This window comes from Isoptericola chiayiensis (assembly GCF_013149805.1).
GTDB lineage: Bacteria > Actinomycetota > Actinomycetes > Actinomycetales > Cellulomonadaceae > Isoptericola > Isoptericola chiayiensis.
In genome coordinates this window covers 150,541-167,379 of the sequence record NZ_JABEZT010000002.1, presented here as the reverse complement: position 1 = coordinate 167,379, position 16,839 = coordinate 150,541, and the positions used below count along the sequence as shown (strand labels likewise).

Below are 16,839 nucleotides of genomic sequence, written 5' to 3'. Positions count from 1 at the left end.
GGGGGTCAGGCGGCGGAGCGCCCGGCGGTGCGCGAGCGACCGGGCTTCCTGCGCCCCTTCGCCGGCGTCGCCGGTGCGGGGGCGGGCGGGTCGACGGGCACCTCGGCCTCCTCGTCCAGCACCTGGGCGAGGAACCGGCCCGTGTGACTGGCCTCCACGCGGGCGACCTGTTCCGGGGTGCCCTCGGCCACGACGAGGCCACCGCCCGAGCCGCCCTCCGGGCCCATGTCGACGATCCAGTCCGCGGACTTGATCACGTCGAGGTTGTGCTCGATGACGAGCACCGTGTTGCCCTTGTCCACCAGCGAGCGCAGCACGCCCAGGAGCTTGCGGATGTCCTCGAAGTGCAGGCCGGTGGTCGGCTCGTCCAGGACGTACACCGTCCGTCCGGTCGAGCGCTTCTGCAGCTCGCTGGCGAGCTTGACGCGCTGCGCCTCGCCCCCCGACAGGGTGGGCGCGGGCTGGCCCAGCCGCACGTACCCGAGCCCGACGTCGACGAGCGTGCTCAGGTGCCGCGAGATGGCGGGGAACGCCGAGAAGAACTCGGCCGCCTCCTCGATCGGCATGTCGAGCACCTCGGCCACCGTGCGGCCCTTGAAGTGCACCTCGAGCGTCTCCCGGTTGTACCGGGCCCCGTGGCACACCTCGCACGGCACGTACACGTCCGGCAGGAAGTTCATCTCGATGCGCAGGGTGCCGTCGCCGGAGCAGGCCTCGCAGCGCCCGCCCTTGACGTTGAAGGAGAACCGCCCCGGGCCGTAGCCGCGGACCTTCGCCTCCTCCGTCTCCGCGAAGATCTTGCGGATCCGGTCCCACACGCCGGTGTACGTCGCCGGGTTCGACCGCGGCGTGCGCCCGATCGGCCCCTGGTCGACGTGCACGACCTTGTCCAGGTGCTCCGTGCCGGTGACGCGGGTGTGCCGACCCGCGACCTGCCGGGCACCGTTGAGCTCGTTGGCGAGCACCGTGTGCAGGATCGAGTTGACCAGCGTCGACTTGCCGGATCCCGAGACACCCGTGACGGCGGTGAGCACCCCCAGCGGGAAGGACACCGAGATGTCGCGCAGGTTGTTCTCCCGCGCCCCCACCACGGTCACCTGGCGCTCCGGGTCCGTGCCGCGGCGAGCGGCCGGCAGCGCGATGCTGCGCCGGCCGGACAGGTACGCGCCCGTCATCGAGTCCTCGGCGGCGAGCAGGCCCGCGTAGTCGCCGGAGTGCACCACGCGTCCGCCGTGCTCGCCGGCACCCGGGCCGACGTCCACGATCCAGTCGGCGGCACGGATCGTGTCCTCGTCGTGCTCGACGACGATGAGCGTGTTGCCGAGGTCGCGCAAGCGGCTCAGGGTCTCGATGAGCCGGCGGTTGTCCCGCTGGTGCAGACCGATGCTCGGCTCGTCCAGGACGTACAGCACCCCGACCAGGCCCGAGCCGATCTGCGTCGCCAGCCGGATGCGCTGCGCCTCGCCGCCGGACAGCGTCCCGGCGGCCCGCTCGAGCGTGAGGTAGTGCAGGCCGACGTCGAGCAGGAAGCCCAACCGGGCGTGGATCTCCTTGAGGACCTCGCCCGCGATCGCCGTCTCGCGCTCGCCGAGCACCAACGTGTCGAGGTACTCCTTGGCGTCCGAGATCGGCAGCCGGCACACGTCCCAGATCGACTTGGTCCCGACCTTGACGGCCAGCACCTCGGGCTTGAGCCGGGCGCCGCCGCACGTCGGGCACGGCACCTGGCGCATGAACGCCTCGTAGCGCTCCTTGGACCAGTCCGACTCGGTCTCCGAGTGGCGTCGCTCGATGAACGTGATCGCACCCTCGAACCCCGTCGAGTACTGGCGCTCACGCCCCCAGCGGTTGCGGTAGCGCACGTGCACCTTGTGGTTGCGCCCGTGCAGCACGGCCTTGCGGGCCCGCTCCGGCAGGGCGCGCCACGGCGTGTCGAGCGAGAACGACATCTCCTCCGCCAGCGCCGAGAGCACCCGCTCGAAGTACTCCGAGGAGGTCTGGGCCCAGGGCACCACGGCCCCCTCGCGGAGCGTCCGCTCCGGGTCGGGCACCACCAGCTCCGGGTCCACCTCCAGCCGGAAGCCGATCCCGGTGCACTCGGGACAGGCGCCGTAGGGCGCGTTGAAGGAGAAGGTGCGCGGCTCGATCTCGTCGAGGCTCAACGGGTGGTCGTTCGGGCACGCCCGCTTCTCGGAGTACTTGCGCACCCGGTCGAGGTCGTCGATCGACGCGTCCACCAGCTCGACCATGACCAGCCCGCCGGCCAGCCCCAGGGCGGTCTCGACCGAGTCGGTCAGCCGGCGTCGGACCCCGTCGCGGGACACCAGGCGGTCGACCACGACCTCGATGTCGTGCTTGAGCTTCTTCTCCAGCGCCGGCGGGCTCGACAGCTGGATGACCTCGCCGTCCACGCGGGCACGCGAGAACCCCTGGGTCTGCAGCTCGGAGAACAGCTCGGCGTACTCCCCCTTGCGTCCCCGGACCACCGGCGCGAGCACCTGGTAGCGGGTGCCCTCGGGCAGCTCGAGGATCTTGTCGACGATCTGCTGCGGCGTCTGCGCGCGGACCGGCTCTCCGCACACCGGGCAGTGCTGGGTGCCGGTCCGGGCGAAGAGCAGACGCAGGTAGTCGTAGACCTCGGTGATCGTGCCGACCGTGGAGCGCGGGTTGCGGTTGGTCGACTTCTGGTCGATCGACACCGCCGGGCTCAGCCCCTCGATGAAGTCGACGTCCGGCTTGTCCATCTGCCCGAGGAACTGGCGTGCGTACGCGGACAGCGACTCCACGTACCGTCGCTGCCCCTCGGCGAAGATCGTGTCGAAGGCCAGCGACGACTTCCCCGAGCCGCTCAGCCCCGTGAAGACGACGAGGCGGTCGCGCGGCAGGTCGAGGTCGACGTTGCGCAGGTTGTGCTCGCGGGCACCCGAGACGACGAGGCGATTGCTCACCGCAGCATCGTACGGCCCGCCACCGACCTTCGCACAGGTGTTCTACGTCTCACCGAGGCCCGTGGCAGCATGGGGGCCATGGCAGCCGAGCCCCGCACCGCGCCCACCGCCGTCCACGACCTGGAGCACGCCGTCGTGACGACGCTGGCCGTGGGCCCGATGGACAACAACGCCTACCTCCTCACCTGCCGGGCCACCGGCGCACGCGTGCTGATCGACGCCGCGGCCGAGCCCGACCGGCTCCTCGCCCTGCTCGCCACGGGGCCCGGAGCCGGGCCGGACCTCGTCGTGACCACCCATCGCCACCGCGACCACCTCGGCGCCCTGCCCGACGTCGTCGCCGCCACCGGTGCGCCGGTCGCCGCAGGGACCGACGACGCCGACGCGATCGAGCACGAGACGGGCCTCGCGGTCGACCGCCGGCTGGGGCACGGCGACACCGTCGCCGTCGGACGCCTGCACCTCGACGTCGTGCACCTGCGGGGGCACACCCCCGGCTCGGTCGCGCTCGCGCTGACCGGCACCGCCGGGCCGGTGCACCTGTTCACCGGTGACTCGCTCTTCCCCGGCGGCGTCGGGAACACCGGTGGCGACCCGGACCGGTTCACGCTCCTGCTCGGCGACGTCGTCGAGCGGGTCTTCGACCGGTACGACGACGCCACGGTCGTCCACCCGGGCCACGGACGCAGCACCACACTGGGCGCCGAGCGGCCGCACCTCGACGAGTGGCGCGACCGCGGATGGTGAGACGCGCCGCACACGGCCGCAACGTGCTTGGATGGCGGGCATGGCCGTCATCGCCGTCACCTACACCTACGCCGACCAGCCCAGCCGCCTCGACGAGCTCCGGGCCGACCACCGCGCCTTCCTGAGCCGCCTGCACGAGGCGGGCGCCGTCGTCGTCTCCGGCCCGCTGCCGGCCACGCCCGCGTACCCGGCCGGGGCGCTGCTCCTGGTGGACACGGTCGACGCCGACGCCGCCCTGCGGCTGCTCGACGACGACCCGTTCCTGCGGGCCGGGCTCGTGGCGGAACGCTCCGCCCGGGAGTGGGTCCCCGTGATCGGCACGCTCGGCGGCTGACCCCGGTCGGTCACCGGCCCGGGTCGGTGTCGACGTCGGCCGACCGGGCGGTCCGCACCAGGCTCGCGACGGTCGCCACCGCCAGCGACCCCACGATCACCACGAGCGAGACCCAGATCGGCACCTCCGGCGCCCAGGCGATCGGCTCGCCGCCGTTGACGAACGGCACGGTGTTGTCCGCCATGGCCTCCAGGACGAGCTTGACGCCGATGAATCCGAGGATGACCGCGAGCGCCAGCGGCAGGTAGACCAGCCGTTCCAGCAGCCCGCCCAGCAGGAAGTAGAGCTGGCGCAGGCCCATGAGCGCGAACACGTTCGTGGTGAACACGATGAACGGGTCGTGCGTCAGCCCGAAGATCGCCGGGATCGAGTCCAGCGCGAACAGCAGGTCCGTGGACCCGATGGCGAAGAAGACCACCAGCATCGGGGTCCACACCCGCCGGCCGTCCTGCACGGTGCGCAGCCGGGCGCCGTCGTACCGCTCCGTCAGCGGCAGGACGCGCCGCAGCCCGCGGATGGCGACGTTCTCGCGGTACTCCTCGTCGTCGTCGCCCACCACCAGCTTCACCGCGGTGTACACCAGGAACGCGCCGAACAGGTAGAACACCCACACGAACTGCTCGATGATCGCGGCCCCGGCGAGGATGAACCCGGCGCGCAGCACCAGCGCGACGAGGATGCCGACCATGAGCACCCGTTGCTGGTGCTCCCGCGGCACGGCAAAGCGGGACATGATGAGCACGAACACGAACAGGTTGTCCACGCTCAGGGAGTACTCCGTCAGCCATCCGGCGTAGAACTCCCCTGCCGGCGCCGCACCCCCGACCGCCCACACGACGAGCCCGAAGAGCCCCGCCAGGGCGACGTAGAAGCCCACCCACAGCCCGCTCTCGCGCATCGAGGGCACGTGCGGGCGCCGCGCGACGACGGCGAGGTCGGCCAGCAGCAGGCCGACGATCGCTGTCAGCGCCACCGCCTCGAACCACGTGGGCAGCTCATGCGTCACCGGTCGGCGACCTCCGCGGCCAGCCTGCGGTCCCGGCGCGTCCTGGCCAGCGACGCGACCGTCGTGATCGTCAGGACGACGACGATGAAGGACAGCGACACGCTGGTCGGGATCTCCGGGATCACCTCGATGTGCTCACCGCCGTTGATGAACGGCACCTCGTTGGTGTGCAGAGCGTGGATGACGAGCTTGACGCCGATGAAGCCGAGGATCGCCGCCAGGCCGTAGTTGAGGTAGACGAGCCGGTCGAGGAGCCCGTCGACGAGGAAGTAGAGCTGGCGCAGCCCGAGCAGGGAGAACGCGTTGGCGGTGAAGACGAGGTACGTCTCCTGCGTCAGGCCGAAGATCGCCGGGATGGAGTCGACGGCGAACAGCAGGTCCGCGCTGCCGATCGCGATCATCACGATGAGCATGGGCGTGACGTACCGCTTGCCGTCGATCTTCGTGAACATGTGGTGCTCGACGTAGTCGTCGGTCGTCGGCAGGATCCGGCGGGTGAGCCGGAGCACCGCGTTCTCCTTGAACTCCTCGTCGTGGTCGGTGCCCGCCCGGGCCTGGGCGACCGCCGTCCAGATCAGGAAGAAGCCGAAGAGGTAGAAGATCCACGCGAAGTTCGCGATGAGGGCGGCGCCGGCGAGGATGAACACCGTCCGCAGCACCAGCGCGATGGTGATGCCGATGAGCAGCACGCGCTGCTGGTGCTCGCGCGGGACCCGGAAGCTGGTCATGATCAGCACGAACACGAACAGGTTGTCCACGCTGAGGGACTTCTCGGTGATGTAGCCGGCGAAGTACTCCCCGCCGTAGGTGGGGCCCCACCCGGCGAGCACGATGAGTCCGAACACCAGCGCCGCGGCGACGTAGGCGATCGACCACCAGGCCGACTCCTTGAGCGTGGGCGCGTGCGGCGTGCGCACGTGCCCGACGTAGTCGACGGCGAGCATCGCCAGGATGATCCCGACGGTGACGATCCAGACCCAGGGGGCGACGTCCATGCGTGTGTCCTCCGGTACGCAGCACTGTGACCGAAGGTCTCTTCCGCCACGCACCGCCACGCGCACCCGCAGGTGGCGCGGGCTGGTGGTTGCGAGACCGGTGGCGCCGGGCCGACGTCCGCGCCGGCCGTGATGACGACGTCACCGCTCGGGAATACTCCCCTTCAACGAGGTGCCAGCATACGGCACGGCGGCCCGGGCGCTCACTGCAGGCAGAACTCGTTGCCCTCCGGGTCCTGCATGACGATCCAGGTGTCGCCGAGCTCGCTGCGCTCCTCGACCGTCCGCGCCCCGATCGCCTCGAGGCGCGCCGCCTCGGCGCGCAGGACCTCGAGGCGCTCGCCGCCCGTGCGGCCGGCCGAGACGTTCAGGTCGAGGTGCACCCGGTTCTTGACGGTCTTGGGCTCGGGCACCTGCTGGATGAAGATCCGGGGTCCGGAGCCGTCCGGGTCGCTGACGGCGTTCTTGCTGTTCCACAGCTCGCGAGGCACCTCCCAGGCGGTCAGCGCCTCCTCCCACGACGCGAAGCCCTGCGGCGGCGCGTCCCGCACGTAGCCGAGCGCGGCGCACCAGAACTCGCCGAGCGCCAGCGGGTCCGCGGCGTCGAACGTCACCTGGAAGCTCGTGGACATCGTCGTCCTCCTCGGTCGTGGTCAGGCGGTGGCTTCCCGCATCTGCCGCAGCTCCTTCTTCAGGCCGCCGATCTCGTCCCGCAGGCGGGCGGCGACCTCGAACTGCAGCTCGCCGGCGGCGGCGTGCATCTGGTCGCTGAGCTCCTGGATGAGCTCGGCGAGCTCGGCCGCGGCGAGCCCGGCCAGGCGGTTTCCCGACGACGCCGGTTCCTTGGGCGAGCCCGGGACGGCCGCCTGGGACCGCTGCCCGTCCCGCGGCGACTTGCGGTAGCCGCCGGCCAGCAGCTCGGCCGTGTCGATGTCCTCGCGCGCCAGCATGTCGGTGACGTCGGCGATGCGCTTGCGCAACGGCTGCGGGTCGATGCCGCGTTCGGCGTTGTAGGCGATCTGCTTCGCGCGCCGCCGGTCCGTCTCGTCGAGCGCGTACCGCATGGCGGGCGTGACCTTGTCGGCGTACATGTGCACCTGCCCCGTGACGTTGCGTGCCGCGCGGCCGATGGTCTGGATCAGCGAGCGCTCGGAGCGCAGGAACCCCTCCTTGTCGGCGTCCAGGATCGCCACCAGCGACACCTCGGGCAGGTCGAGACCCTCCCGGAGCAGGTTGATGCCGACGAGCACGTCGAACTCGCCCATGCGCAGCTCGCGCAGCAGCTCGACGCGGCGCAGCGTGTCGACCTCCGAGTGCAGGTACTGCACGCGCACGTCCTTGCCGAGCAGGTAGTCGGTGAGGTCCTCGGCCATCTTCTTGGTCAGCGTGGTGACCAGGACGCGCTCGTCACGGTCGACGCGGTCGCGGATCTCGCCCAGCAGGTCGTCGATCTGGCCCGTGGTCGGCTTGACCACGACCTCCGGGTCCACCAGGCCGGTCGGCCGGATGATCTGCTCCACGACGCCGTCGGACATCGACAGCTCGTAGTCGCCGGGGGTCGCCGAGAGGTAGACCGTCTGCCCGATGCGTTCGACGAACTCCTCCCAGCGCAGCGGCCGGTTGTCCGTGGCGCTGGGCAGCCGGAAGCCATGGTCGACGAGGGAGCGCTTGCGGGACATGTCGCCCTCGAACATGGCGCCGATCTGCGGCACGGTCACGTGGGACTCGTCGATCACGAGCAGGAAGTCCTCGGGGAAGTAGTCCAGCAGCGTGTTCGGCGGGGACCCGGCCTCACGGCCGTCGATGTGGCGCGAGTAGTTCTCGATGCCGTTGCACGTCCCGATGGAGCGCATCATCTCGATGTCGTAGGTGGTGCGCATGCGCAGGCGCTGGGCCTCGAGCAGCTTGTTCTGGCGCTCGAGGTCGGCGAGCCGCGCCTCGAGCTCGGCCTCGATCGTGCCGATAGCCCGCTCCATGCGCTCCGGACCGGCGACGTAGTGGGTGGCCGGGAAGAGGTAGACGCTCTGCTCGTCGCGGATGACCTCACCGGTGAGCGGGTGCAGCGTCTGGATCGACTCGATCTCGTCGCCGAACATCTCGATCCGCACGGCGAGCTCCTCGTACACCGGGATGATCTCGACCGTGTCGCCGCGCACCCGGAACGTGCCCCGGGTGAAGGCGGTGTCGTTGCGCGTGTACTGCATCTGCACGAACCGTCGCAGCATGTCGTCGCGGTCGACGACGTCGCCGACGTCGAGGCGGACCATGCGGTCGACATACTCCTGCGGAGTGCCGAGGCCGTAGATGCAGGACACCGAGGCGACGACGACGGTGTCGCGCCGCGTCAGGAGCGACGACGTCGCGGAGTGCCGCAGCCGCTCGACCTCGTCGTTGATGGACGAGTCCTTCTCGATGTAGGTGTCCGTCTGCGCGATGTAGGCCTCGGGCTGGTAGTAGTCGTAGTACGAGACGAAGTACTCGACGGCGTTGTTCGGCAGCAGCTCGCGGAACTCCGTGGCCAGCTGGGCGGCGAGGGTCTTGTTCGGCGCCATGATGAGCGTGGGGCGCTGCAGCTTCTCGATCAGCCAGGCCGTCGTCGCGCTCTTGCCCGTACCGGTGGCACCCAGCAGCACGGTGTCCTTCTCCCCCGCCCGGACGCGCTCGGCGAGCTCGGCGATGGCGGTCGGCTGGTCGCCGCTCGGCTCGTACTCGGAGACCACCTCGAAGGGAGCCACCGTGCGCTGAAGATCGGTCACGGGTCGCATGCGTCAACGGTACGACGCGCCGCCGACACGGCGGGTGTCGAGGGTCAGTGCTCCGTGCCGGCGGCCGTGCGCGGCTCGGCCACCCGGCCGCGCAGCGCGCCGACAGCGGCGTCCACGACGAGGCCGAGCGCCCTGCTCGCGGCGTCCTGGTCGACGACGTCCGCCCGCGGCACGTGCACGAACCCGGACCGCACGTCCGCCCAGGCGGCCAGCTCGTGCTGCACCGCGTAGAACACCGTGTTGCACACGTAGGTGCCGGCGGAGTTGCTCACCACCGCCGGGATCCCGGCGTCGCGCAGCGCCGTGAGGCCCGCCTTCAGCGGCAGCGTCGAGAAGTACGCGGCCGGGCCGCCCGCGACGACGGGTTCGTCGACCGGGGCCACGCCGTCGTTGTCGGCGATCCGGGCGTCGATCACGTTGACCGCGACGCGCTCGAGCCGGATCGCCTCGGTCCCGGCGGCCAGCCCGACGGCGATCACCACGTCGGGCGCGTGCAGCGCGAGCAGCTGCCGGCACGCGTCGACGGCCCCGGCGAACGTCACGGGCAACCGTGCCGTCACGACCTCGACGTCGGGCCGCGGCGGCAGCGCCCGCACGGCGTCCCACGACTCGTTGACCGCATCGCCGCCGAAGGGTTCGAAGCCCGTCATCAGCACCTTCATGGCGACCACCCTAGGGCTCCTTTCACCCGTCACCGTGTTGTCCCGGGACTCCGTGTCTTGCTAGGTTCCGATTCGGCATCTTGCCTTACATATATCTCGGAGCGCTCATGACCCGCCACCTCGCTCGCCGCGTCGCCGCGGCGAGCACTGCCACCGCCCTGGCCCTCGTCGCCCTTGCCGGCAACGCGGCCGCCACCTCCACGCAGACGCCGGTGACGGACCTGCCCACCTGCACGGTCGGCACCACGGGCGGCCTGCAGAACGACGTCACGTCCGCCGACGCCGGCACCGCCGTCGTGGTCGGCGGCGACTACGTCGCGCACGCCGCGGCCGCCGAGTCCGAGGGCCGGCTCGTGGTCGCCGGCTCCACCACGATCGCGGCGGGGCTGCTGAACGTCGGCCGCGCCGGGGTCGGGTCGGGCATCGTGCCGGTCGGCGACGTGGTGGTCTCGGGTAGGGACGTCACCGTGGCCGCCGGGTCCCTCCTCGACGTCAACCACGGCGTCGACGGCGGCGGGGACGTCCGCAGCGGCGGGTCGATTCAAGGGCGGATCGAGCTCAACGGCGGCGCCGCCCACCCGGGCGACAGCACCGCCGCCGACGTCGCGGCCGACCATGTCGCCACGCTGCGTACCGTGTCCGCCGAGCTCGCGGACCTGACCCCGACCGGCCGGCTCGGCACGGACGGCGCCCACCCCGCCCTCGTGGGCGACGGGACGTCCGACCCCCAGGTGTTCGAGCTCACCGCCGACCAGGCCGCCGACCTGGACGCCGTCGTGCTGCAGGACGTCGGCGACGGCGCGGTCGTGGTGAACGTGCGCGGTTCCGACGCCCGACTCGACACGGTGCACACCGCGGCCGGCACGATCGACTCCCGGATCGACACCCCCGCGACGCTCGGCGACTGGGCACCGCGCGTGCTGTGGAACGTCGCCGACGCCACCGCGCTGGAGCTCGCCGGCGGCAGCCAGCTCGTCGGTTCCGTGCTCGCCCCCCACGCCGACGTCGAGCAGACCACGCACACCAACGGTCGGCTCTGGGTCGGCGGGGACCTCCACCTCGGCCGCAGCGGCAGCGGCCTCGAGCACCACAACTACCCGTGGGTCGGCGCCCTCGAGACCACCTGCGACCCCGGGCCGGCCCCGACCCCGTCGCCCACGCCGGAGCCGACGACGACCCCGTCGACCGACCCGAGCGCTCCGGTGACCACGCCCGCCGAACCGACCGAGGGACCGACGGACGGACCGACCGAGCCGGCCGGTCAGGACCCGACCCCCGGGGCGGAGGGCGAGGACCCGAGCACGGAGCCGCAGGCCGACGACTCGCCGACGACGACCGTCGACGACCTGGGCGGCGCCGGAGGCACGGACCCCGTCGTGACGTCGAGCACCGCGCCGGCGTCCGCCGCCGAGCTCCCCCGGACCGGGTCGACCGTCGGGCCGCTGCTCGCCGCCGTCGTGGCCTTCCTCGCACTCGGCCTCGGCCTCGTCGCCTGGCGGCGCCGCCGCTCCTGAACCGGGTGAAGGCGGTGCGCCGTCGGGCGCGGGTCCACCTCGGCCGGTAGCGTGCGGTGAGATCGGTCACACACGGGAGGCCACCGGATGACCAGGCGAGACGACGGGCAGTTCGCGAGCGGCGTCCGGGCCAAGGTACCGCTCGCCGCGTCCGCGGCCGCCGTCGTCGCGCTCGCCGGCGCCCTGGTGCTCCCCGCCGCCACGCCGCCGGTGGCCGAGGCCGCGCCGCCCGACCTGATCCCCCCGGTGTCCGGCATCCTGCCCGGACCGGCACCGAGCGACAGCACCGGGACGCCCGGTTCCTGGGGACCGTGCGTCCCGGACGACGACGCCGACGACAGCTGCTCCGGCTGGCTCGTGCCCCCCGGCGCGGTGCCGCCGTTCGTGGGCACGGACAACGCGCCGAACGTCGTCGTCGGCGGTGACTTCACCGTTCCCGACGTCGCCGACTCCGCCGCATAGACCGAAGGCCTGCTGGTGGTCGGCGGCGACGCCGTCTTCGACAAGGCCTACTCCGTCGGCGTCGTCGGCGCGGGCACGGGGGTCTCGCCGGCGCACCGCGAGGACATGCTGATCGTCGGCGGCGACGCCACCGTCAACGGTGCCACGACGTCGGTCACGGCGTTCGGGTTCGACGGCACCACGTTCCGCACCGGCACGATCCGCGTGGGCGGCGCGCAGAACTTCCAGGACCCCACCGGCGTCGCCAACGGCACGTTCGGCCAGCTCGGCTCCGTCGACTCGGCCAACCAGGACCCGCCCGCCCAAGCGCAGCAGAACCTGCTCTTCGACGACGTCTCCGTCCTCGAGGACGACGGCTACACCGAGCTGTTCGGCACCGAGGGCAAGATGGCCCGCTACTCCCAGCTGTGCTACGCCGAGCTGAGCACCGACACGACAGCCACGCAGATCGTCAACGAGGGCGGGCTGCTCGATCTTGAGCACGGCACCGTCACCAGCGACGCCGACGGCTTCACGCTCACCAGCGACGGTTCCGGCGACGTCGTCGAGTTCCAGCTCCCGGCGACGATCGGCAGCCCCGGCCAGGCGGCCGAGATCCAGATCGTCGGCGTCGCCGACGGCGCGACCGTGCTGATCAACACCCTCGACAGCGGGCAGATCCGCCAGTACATCGGCGACGTCTCCTGGGGTGCCACGCCGGCCGAGGCAACCTCGAACCGAGCGCTCGCCCTCGGCAACGCCATCCTGTGGAACTACCCGTTCTCCACCGACGTCGCGGTCGGCGGGGCCACCCAGTTCCCCGGCTCGATCCTCGTCGGCGAGCCGACCTCGACCTTCCAGACCGGGTTCTCCGGCACCAACGGCCGCGTGTACACCCCGGGCGGCCTGATCCACTCCGGAACCATCGCCCAGACGTCCGGCAACGAGCTGCACGCCTACCCGTTCACCGGTGCGCTCGGCTGCATCCAGGCCCTGCCCGGCACGTTCAGCGTCGCCAAGGACCTCACCGGGGACGGAGCGGACGCGGTGCCCGACGGCACCACGTTCACCGTCGACTGGGAGGTCACCGGCCCCGCCGGCAGCCCGAACCTCGGCGACGCGGGCACTCTCGACGTGCCGGCCGACGGCACGGCGGTCACCGGTCCGCTCGACCTGGCCGAGGGTGACGAGGTGACGATCTCCGAGCCGACGTTCCCCGACGTCGGCGGCATCGACTGGGGGACGCCCCTGATCTCCCCGAACCCGGTCACGATCGGCGCCGAGGGAGAGGTCGTGGCGGTCACCGTCACCAACGAGGCGGTGCTCCAGCGCGGCGGGTTCACGCTGACCAAGGACGTCACCGGCGACGACGGCGCGTCCACCACCGAGTTCGAGGTCGCCTGGACCTGCGACGCGGAGAACCTCGACGGCGACAGCTCGGGAACAGAGACGCTCACCGACGGCGAGCAGCTCACGGTGACCGGCTTCCCCGTCGGGACGGTCTGCTCCTTCACCGAGACCACCCCCACCGACGACAACGGCACCTGGGCCGCACCCGTCGTCACCCCCGACGAGATCACCATCGCCGAGGACGACGGCACCGCCCAGGTGGTCACCGTCACTAACGACTTCGCGGCCGACCGCGGTGGCTTCGCGATCACCAAGACCGTCACCGGCGACGACGGCGCAGCCACCACCGAGTTCACCGGCACCTGGACCTGCGACGCCCCGAACGACGACGGCCTCGACACCGGCACCTGGACCCTCACCGACGGCGACACCCTCACCCTCGACGGCTTCCCCCTCGACACCACCTGCACCGTCGCCGAGGACACCGTCGACGACGCGAACGGCACCTGGGACACCACCATCGACCCCGGCGAGATCACCGTCGCCGCGGGCGACCCCACCGCCACGCTCGTGACCGTCGCCAACGACTTCAGCAGCGAGATCGGAGCGTTCGAGATCACCAAGTCGGTGACCGGCGACGGCGGCTCGAGCGTCACGGAGTTCACCGTCGAGTGGACCTGCACCACGCCCGAGGACGAGGAGATCGCGGGTTCCGTCACGGTCACGGACGGCAGCACGTCCGCTCCGGTCGGTGACCTGCCGGTCGGCACCACCTGCACCGTCTCCGAGCCGGAGATCGACGACCCTGCCGGCACCTGGAGCGCGGACGTCTCTCCGGAGACGCTCACCATCGGCAGCACGGACCCCGCGACGGTGGCCGTGGTCGCCGTGACGAACACGTTCGTCGAGAACCCGACCGGCGGCTTCTCGATCACCAAGGAGGTCACGGGCGACGACGGCGCCGCGACGACCGAGTTCATCGGCACCTGGACCTGCGACGCCCCGAACACCGACGGCGACGACACCGGCACGTGGACCCTCGCCGACGGCGACACCCTCACCCTCGACGGCTTCCCCCTCGGCACCGTCTGCACCGTCACCGAGGCCACCCCCGACGACCCCGACGGCACCTGGGGGGTGTCGATCGCGCCGGGTGAGATCGTCGTCTCCGACGCGGACCCGTCCGCCGCGGTCGTGACGGTCACCAACGAGTTCCGGCTGCCGAGCCCCAGCCCGTCGACGCCGGTGCCGACACCGACCCCCAGCTCGCCCGAGCCGACGCAGGGCCCGCACATCCTGCCACGGACCGGGTCGGAGATCCTCGGCTGGGTGGCGGCGTCCGGGGCGCTGATCCTGGTCGGCGGCCTGGCGGTCCTGGTCGTGCGGCGCCGTCAGCACTGACGGGCCGGCGACTCAGCCCCGCGGGTCGTCCGCCGCCGCCTCCTGCGAGACCTCGTCGCGCACGCGGTCGAACAGGTCGTCCACCTGCGCGCGCAGGGCGTCCTCGCTCCCCGTCCCGTCCAGGACGACGTCGGCGGCGGCGAGACGCTGCTCGTCGTCGGCCTGGGCGGCGACGCGCTGCTCCGCCTCCTCCACGGACAGTCCCCGCACGTCGACGAGCCGCTCCACACGCTGCGGCGCGGGGGCGTGGACCACCACGAGCAGGTGGAACCGTCCGGCCTGACCGGTCTCGACCAGCAGCGGGATGTCGTGGACCACCACGGCCCGCGGGTCGGCGGCCGCCGCCGCGGCCTCGTGCTCCGCGGCGAGGCGGCGGACCTCCGGGTGCACGATCCCCTCCAGACGCTGCCGAGCGCCCTCGTCGCCGAAGACGATCCGCCCCAGCGCCGGGCGGTCGAGTGCGCCCTGCGACGTCAGCACCTGCGGGCCGAAGGCCGCCACGACCTCCTCCAGCCCGACGGACCCGGGGGCCACCGCGTCCCGCGCCAACGTGTCGTGATCGATGAGGACCGCGCCCCGTTCCGCGAGCCGTCGCCCTGCGACCGACTTGCCCGCCGCGATGCCACCAGTGAGTCCGATGCGAAACATGGGCACCATCCTGCCCGGACCGTAGGCTTCCCGCCATGACCCCCAACGGCCCCACCTCCGGCACGAGCCGCCCGACCGGTGGTCCCGGCGGCGGGCCCATGCGCTCGTTCCTGCAGGACCGCTCGGTGACCGGGCGACGCCTGTCACGGGCGACGCTGCGCCGCATCCTCGCGTTCGCCCGCCCCTACCGTCGCCACCTCGTCTCCCTCGTGCTCCTGCTGTCCTGCAGCGCGGCGGCCGGTGCCGTCACTCCCCTGCTGTTCCGCCGCATCATCGACGACGGCATCGCCACGGGCGACCGCGGACTCGTCCTGGTGCTGGCCGGCGTGGCCGTGGGCCTGGCGCTCCTCGCAGCGCTGCTGTCGCTCGCCGAGCGCTGGGTCGCCGCCCTGGTCGGCGAGGGACTGATCGTGGACCTGCGCACCGCCGTCTTCGACCACGTGCAGCGCATGCCGCTCGCGTTCTTCGCCCGCGCCCGCACCGGTGCGCTGGTCCAGCGCCTCAACGGGGACGTCCTCGGCGCACAGCAGGCCTTCACCGCGACGCTGCAGGCCGTCGTGTCCAACGGTCTGACCGTCGTCTTCACGCTGGCGGCGATGCTCGTCATGTCGTGGCGGCTGACCCTCTTGGCGCTGGTGCTGGTCCCGGCGTTCGTGCTGCCGGCCCGCTGGTTCGGCCGGCGTCTCGCCGAGCTGACGCGCACCACCTACGAGCTCAACGCCGAGGTCGGGCAGACCATGAACGAACGGTTCAACGTGGCCGGCGCCCAGCTGGCCAAGGTGTTCGGGGACCCGGACCGCGAGTCGGCCGCGTACTCGGAGCAGGTCCGGGAGCTGCGCGACGTCGGGGTGCGCCGCGCCGTGCACGCGACCTGGTTCCGCGTCGGGCTGACCACGCTCGCGTCGGTCGCGATCGCCCTGGTGTACGGCGTCGGTGGGGTCCAGGCGATCGCCGGTGAGCTCACCGTCGGCACGCTCGTGGCCCTGACCGCCTACCTCGGGCGCCTCTACGCCCCGCTCGCCGCCCTGTCGAACGTCCAGGTGGACGTCATGACCGCGCTGGTCAGCTTCGAACGGGTGCTGGAGGTCCTCGACCTGCAGCCCGCGCTCGTCGAGGCCGACGACCCCGTGGACCTGCGCACCGCCGTGCGTGACCGTGGCGCGCGGATCGAGCTGGACGGGGTGACGTTCCGCTACCCCGGCGCCGACGAGGTCTCCCTCGCCTCCCTGGAGTCGGTGGCCGCGCCGCGCACGGACCCGGAGCAGGACACGCTGCGCGACGTGTCGTTCGCCGTGCCGTCCGGCGCGATGGTGGCGCTGGTGGGGGCCTCCGGCGCCGGCAAGACGACGATCTCCATGCTGGTCAGCCGCCTCTACGACCCGACGTCGGGAAGCGTGCGGATCGCCGGCGTCGACCTGCGGCAGGTTTCCTTCGCCTCCCTGCGGCGCACCGTCGGCGTGGTCTCCCAGGACGCCCACCTCTTCCACGACACGGTGGCCGCCAACCTGCGGCTCGCCCGGGCGGACGCCACCGACCACGACCTCGAGGAGGCGTTGCGCGCCGCGAACCTGTGGCCGCTCGTGGCGGCCATGCCGGACGGCCTCGAGACGGTCGTCGGCGACCGGGGGTACCGGCTGTCCGGGGGCGAGCGCCAGCGCCTCGCCATCGCGCGGGTCCTGCTCAAGGGGCCGGACGTCGTCGTGCTCGACGAGGCCACGGCACACCTCGACTCGGGCTCCGAGGCGGCAGTCCAGGCGGCGCTGGACGTCGCGCTCGAGGGCCGCACCGCGCTGGTGATCGCCCACCGGCTGTCGACCGTGCGGCACGCGGACCGCATCGTGGTGCTCGACGAGGGTTGCGTCGTCGAGCAGGGCACGCACGCCGAGCTGCTCGCCGCCGGCGGGCGCTACGCGGCGCTCCACCAGGCCCAGTTCGCCGCCGATCCGACCGCCTGACGGCGCGCTCTGTCGGCCGGTCGGGGGGCGGGCACCGGACCAGGGCTCGGGAACGGCGAACGGCCCGGCACCC

13 protein-coding genes are annotated in these 16,839 nt (G+C 72.2%); 6 read left to right on the top strand and 7 right to left on the bottom strand.

The annotated features are described in order from the left end of the window. Positions 1-5: 5 nt before the first annotated feature. A complete protein-coding gene (gene uvrA, locus HDG68_RS03700; RefSeq protein WP_172149430.1) occupies positions 6-2,948 on the bottom strand; it encodes an excinuclease ABC subunit UvrA in 2,943 nt (980 codons plus the stop codon). Between the two features lie 78 nt (positions 2,949-3,026). Between uvrA and HDG68_RS03695 the strand changes: the two genes are divergently transcribed. Then, the gene (locus HDG68_RS03695) at positions 3,027-3,695 is read left to right on the top strand and encodes an MBL fold metallo-hydrolase (protein ID WP_246253555.1); all 669 of its coding nucleotides are present in this window, start codon (positions 3,027-3,029) and stop codon (positions 3,693-3,695) included. Positions 3,696-3,726: 31 nt separating this feature from the next. Then, positions 3,727-4,029 carry a YciI family protein gene (locus HDG68_RS03690; RefSeq protein ID WP_246253554.1) on the top strand — a complete coding sequence of 101 codons (303 nt, stop codon included), beginning with the start codon at positions 3,727-3,729 and terminating at the stop codon, positions 4,027-4,029. 10 nt (positions 4,030-4,039) lie between these two features. Here the strand turns inward: HDG68_RS03690 and HDG68_RS03685 are convergent, their stop codons facing one another. The 5 genes from HDG68_RS03685 to pcp all read right to left on the bottom strand — a co-directional run bounded on the left by HDG68_RS03685 (position 4,040) and on the right by pcp (position 9,457). Continuing rightward, the gene (locus HDG68_RS03685; RefSeq protein ID WP_172149426.1) at positions 4,040-5,035 is read right to left on the bottom strand and encodes a TerC/Alx family metal homeostasis membrane protein; all 996 of its coding nucleotides are present in this window, start codon (positions 5,033-5,035) and stop codon (positions 4,040-4,042) included. After that, positions 5,032-6,030, bottom strand: coding sequence for a TerC family protein (locus HDG68_RS03680; protein ID WP_172149424.1), 999 nt, complete (start codon positions 6,028-6,030; stop codon positions 5,032-5,034). The genes HDG68_RS03685 and HDG68_RS03680 overlap by 4 nt, the downstream gene beginning before the upstream one ends. 203 nt (positions 6,031-6,233) lie before the next feature. Further along, a complete protein-coding gene (locus tag HDG68_RS03675) occupies positions 6,234-6,662 on the bottom strand; it encodes a VOC family protein (protein ID WP_172149422.1) in 429 nt (142 codons plus the stop codon). Between the two features lie 21 nt (positions 6,663-6,683). Further along, positions 6,684-8,795: an excinuclease ABC subunit UvrB gene (uvrB, locus tag HDG68_RS03670; RefSeq protein ID WP_172149420.1), complete on the bottom strand. Its 2,112-nt coding sequence runs from the start codon at positions 8,793-8,795 to the stop codon at positions 6,684-6,686. Between the two features lie 44 nt (positions 8,796-8,839). After that, a complete protein-coding gene (gene pcp, locus HDG68_RS03665) occupies positions 8,840-9,457 on the bottom strand; it encodes a pyroglutamyl-peptidase I (protein WP_172149418.1) in 618 nt (205 codons plus the stop codon). Positions 9,458-9,564: 107 nt separating this feature from the next. Here pcp and HDG68_RS03660 point away from each other — a divergent pair, with 107 nt between their 5' ends. From HDG68_RS03660 to HDG68_RS03650, 3 genes are all read left to right on the top strand, one after another. After that, entirely contained in the window at positions 9,565-10,971 is a 1,407-nt protein-coding gene (locus HDG68_RS03660; RefSeq protein WP_172149416.1) for a choice-of-anchor A family protein, read from the top strand. 87 nt (positions 10,972-11,058) lie between these two features. Continuing rightward, positions 11,059-11,433 carry a hypothetical protein gene (locus HDG68_RS03655; RefSeq protein WP_172149414.1) on the top strand — a complete coding sequence of 125 codons (375 nt, stop codon included), beginning with the start codon at positions 11,059-11,061 and terminating at the stop codon, positions 11,431-11,433. A gap of 9 nt (positions 11,434-11,442) precedes the next feature. After that, positions 11,443-14,163: a DUF5979 domain-containing protein gene (locus HDG68_RS03650; RefSeq protein ID WP_343037452.1), complete on the top strand. Its 2,721-nt coding sequence runs from the start codon at positions 11,443-11,445 to the stop codon at positions 14,161-14,163. Between the two features lie 12 nt (positions 14,164-14,175). Here HDG68_RS03650 and coaE read toward each other — a convergent pair whose 3' ends face one another. Then, positions 14,176-14,811, bottom strand: coding sequence for a dephospho-CoA kinase (gene coaE, locus HDG68_RS03645; RefSeq protein ID WP_172149410.1), 636 nt, complete (start codon positions 14,809-14,811; stop codon positions 14,176-14,178). Positions 14,812-14,846: 35 nt separating this feature from the next. Between coaE and HDG68_RS03640 the strand changes: the two genes are divergently transcribed. Beyond that, complete coding sequence (locus HDG68_RS03640) at positions 14,847-16,766, top strand: ABC transporter ATP-binding protein (protein WP_425483722.1); 1,920 nt, start codon at positions 14,847-14,849, stop codon at positions 16,764-16,766. The last annotated feature ends 73 nt before the right edge of the window (positions 16,767-16,839 follow it).